Annotated in this window: 3 protein-coding genes; all 3 read left to right on the forward strand. The window is 67.3% G+C overall.

Annotated elements, in window-relative coordinates:
• Positions 1-26: 26 nt before the first annotated feature.
• From tnpB to AC07VX_RS26820, 3 genes are read left to right on the forward strand one after another with little or no spacing between them, the layout of a single operon-like run.
• Positions 27-371 carry an IS66 family insertion sequence element accessory protein TnpB gene (tnpB, locus tag AC07VX_RS26810; RefSeq protein WP_493167849.1) on the forward strand — a complete coding sequence of 115 codons (345 nt, stop codon included), beginning with the start codon at positions 27-29 and terminating at the stop codon, positions 369-371.
• Between the two features lie 58 nt (positions 372-429).
• On the forward strand, positions 430-2,064 hold the full coding sequence (gene tnpC, locus AC07VX_RS26815) for an IS66 family transposase (protein ID WP_493183985.1): 1,635 nt from the start codon (positions 430-432) through the stop codon (positions 2,062-2,064).
• A 2-nt stretch (positions 2,065-2,066) separates the two neighbouring features.
• Positions 2,067-2,570, forward strand: a complete 504-nt coding sequence (locus AC07VX_RS26820; protein ID WP_493183986.1) for a hypothetical protein — start codon at positions 2,067-2,069, stop codon at positions 2,568-2,570.
• Positions 2,571-2,615: the final 45 nt, after the last annotated feature.

Below are 2,615 nucleotides of genomic sequence, written 5' to 3' on the forward strand. Positions count from 1 at the left end.
CGTGGCCCTGAAGGACTGACCAGCCCATGATCAGGATCGACGCCCTCTGGCTGTGCAGCCAGCCGCAGGACATGCGCGCCGGCGCCGATCGGTTGCTGTCGGTGGTGGTCAACACGCTTGGCGAGGCCCGCGCCCACCACGGCTACCTGTTCGCCAATGCAAGGGCCAGCCGCCTGAAGCTGCTCGTACATGACGGCTTCGGGGTGTGGTGCGCCACGCGTCGGCTGCATGCCGGCCGCTTCGTCTGGCACGCGGCCGAGGCAAGCTCGGCGACACCGGCCTTGCAGCTGAGCGCACAGCAATTCGAAGCACTGACCCTCGGACTGCCCTGGCAACGCTTGGGTGAACTGGCCACGATCCGCCGCACCTGACCCGCTCGGCGGTTGACAACGCAATCGCCAATGTCCGGCTGATGTTCGATGCGGCACCATGCTGCGCATGCCCGGTGCAGTTGCCGCCTCCCCCGACCTGACGAGCTTGCCCTCAGAGGTGCTCGCGCTGATCGAGCGACTGCAGCAACAGGCTGCGGCCGATGCGCAGGAGCTGGCCCGGCGTGGCCGTGAGCTCACGCTGGCGCAAGCCAAGATCGACAAGCTCAACTTCGAACTTGCCCGGCTGCGCCGCTGGCAGTTCGACGCCAGGACCGAGGCCATGACCGCCGCGCAGCGGCTGCTCTTCGCCGAAGTGCTCGCCGAGGACGAGGCCAGCCTGCGCGCGAAGTTGGCCGCGCTGCAGGACGGCATGCCTGAGGTTCCCAAGACACCCAAGGCACCACGGCGCCAACCGCGCCGCCAGACGCTTCCCGAACACCTGGAACGCGTGGAGCACCGCCACGAGCCCGAGGACACCCACTGCCCGAACACCGATTGCGGGCAGCCCATGCAGCGCATCGGCGAGGACGTCAGCGAGAAGCTGGACATCATTCCGGCGAAGTTCTTCGTGCACCGGCACATCTACGGCAAGTGGGCCTGCCGGTGCTGCCAGCTGTTGCGCCAGGAGCCGGCCGAGCCCGACGTCGTCGACGGCGGCATCCCAGCGGCCGGGCTGGTGGCCCACACACTGATCAGCCGCTTCGTCGATCACCTGCCGTACTACCGCCAGGAGCCGATCAACGCGCGCTCGGGCGTGCACACGCCGCGCTCCACGCTGGCCAGCTGGGGCGGCGCGGGCGGTGCCAGCCTGGAGCCGCTGTACGAGCTGCACCGATCCTTCATCCTGGGCTGCCGGGTGCTGCATGCCGATGAGACGCCGGTGCCACTGCTGGACCCCGGCGCAGGCAAGACGAAGAAGGCCTACGTCTGGGCCTGGGCGCGCAGCCATCACGACCCACACCCAGGCGTGATCTACGAGTTCTGCCTGGGTCGTGGATCGCAGTACCCGCTCGCCTTCCTCGGTGGCAAGGGGCCACCAGCGCCGGATCCTGCCTGGCAGGGCATCCTCATCACGGACCAGTACGCGGCTTACAACGCCGTGCTGGACGCCAAGCTCTACCCGCAGCGCAAGTCGGCGGCATGTGCCGCGCATGCCCGTCGTCGCTTCGAGGAGCTCAGCCGCGGTGAGCACAGCGCCAGCGCCGTGGCCGCCGAGGCCATGCAGCGCTGGGCACGGATCTACCGTGCCGAAGGCGCCTTCGGCGAGATGTCCCACGACGAGCGCCGCCAGGCACGCCAGGCGGTGAGTCGGCCGCTGTGGGAGGAACTCCAGGTGTGGCTGAAGCTGCAGCGCACGCAGGTGCTCGATGGCAGCAAGATCGCCGAGGCGATCGACTACAGCCTGAACGCCTGGCCGGCACTCACGCTACACCTGGACGACGGGGCCGTGGTCATCGACAACAACCTCATTGAGCGCCAGATCAAGCCCTGGAAGCTCGGAGCGAAGAACTGGCTGTTCGCCGGCAGCGCCTTGGCCGGCCAGCGTGCGGCGGTGGTGATGAGCCTGGTGCAGTCGGCCAAGCTCAATGGCCTGGATCCGTGGGCCTATTTGCGCGATGTGCTGGCGCGCATCCACTCACACCCGAGCCACCGGCTCGAAGAACTGCTGCCGCACCGCTGGCGGCCCACCTGACAATGGAACGGATCAATCTGCCCGTGATCGTGCAGGCCCAGCGTGCCGTCCAGCGGATGAGCCTGGAGCAGAAGGTGGCGCTGACCGACGAGATCTTCAAGGAGCAGCCCACACTGCTCGCGTCGATCTTGGTGCTGCCACGCATGGGAGTGGCCATGGAGCAGTTGGATGTGGCGATACACGTCTTGCTGGTCACGTTCCAAGCGATGAAGCTCAGCGGTCACCAGTGGCGCGTCGTCACTGAGGACATCCAAGAGGGATGCCTGCAGCGCCTGACAGCCCGTGCGCGCTTCAACGAGGGGCTCGCGCCTGAGTTGGTCGCCCAGATCGTCCAGAAGTTCTGTGACGAGCATCCCGAGCGCAACCTGCTCGCGTTCGCCTACGGCTATCTCGGCGACCACGACCTCTGGGCTGTGCGTACCGAGGCTGAGAAGTACTTGGTACTAGCCACGCTCAACCTCGTGGAGTGCATCGCCTTCGTCGGATCCGCCTCTGCGGCGAGATAGCGCCGCTTCCAGACCGAGTCAAGGTGGAGCGGCTGGACGCTCACG

The sequence above is a fragment of the Roseateles sp. GW821-FHT03B02 genome (assembly GCF_059421025.1).